We start from the raw sequence: 680 nt of genomic DNA, 5'->3' as shown, positions 1-680 counted from the left end.
CACGCGCGACGCAGGTTGAACCGTCCTCGAATGCACTGCCGACATGACCGGGATAGACTGTCGGCTGTCCTTCATGGATAGCGCGTCGGGCCAAAGGATCTGCACTCCCCCGGGTCGCGGTCAAACTGGCCGCCATCACGGCGCTTATTGTCGATGGATGCGTCTGTTGCGGCCGGTCCAGCTTTGATTGTGACGCCGCATGACCCAGGGACCGATCTGCACATTGAGGAAATCGCTGCGATCATAGCCGTGCAGTTCCCAGTCGATCATCACCTCCTCTGGCGAGCGGCGGGTCCGGTAGGTCAGCCGGTCGTCAATCCAGACGGCCGTTTCGGCCTCGGCAGGGGTCAAGATCGCAGTTTCGATGCCTCGGCGTACGGCCGGGTTCAGGTCAAAGCCCGAGCCGAAGGTGATCGAAATGCGCAAGCTCGCTCTCGCGGCTCGGGGAATGAACTGGTTCAATCAAATACCTCTCGTCGTAAAGATGACATCGGGCTGTTCCGAAGGTTTTTCCCTCCCGGATTAACTGGTCAAGCCCCGGGAAGTTTCAAATTTGCCATATCGGTCTTTCGATATTTGCTGCGCCTCCAAGCCAGCCTTGCCCCTGACCGCACGTGAATAATCGCGCCTGCGCGATTCCCTGGGACCACCGGGACCGGATCTGTTACCGCGCTGATGAT

At 59.4% G+C, this 680-nt stretch carries 1 protein-coding gene; it reads right to left on the bottom strand.

The window, feature by feature from the left end:
- Positions 1-144: 144 nt before the first annotated feature.
- Entirely contained in the window at positions 145-462 is a 318-nt protein-coding gene (locus IB235_RS24805; RefSeq protein WP_155042582.1) for a hypothetical protein, read from the bottom strand.
- Positions 463-680: the final 218 nt, after the last annotated feature.

It is taken from the genome of Paracoccus sp. PAR01 (assembly GCF_014851995.1).
Taxonomy (GTDB): Bacteria; Pseudomonadota; Alphaproteobacteria; order Rhodobacterales; family Rhodobacteraceae; genus Paracoccus; species Paracoccus litorisediminis.
This window is presented reverse-complemented; position numbering and strand designations above follow the sequence as displayed.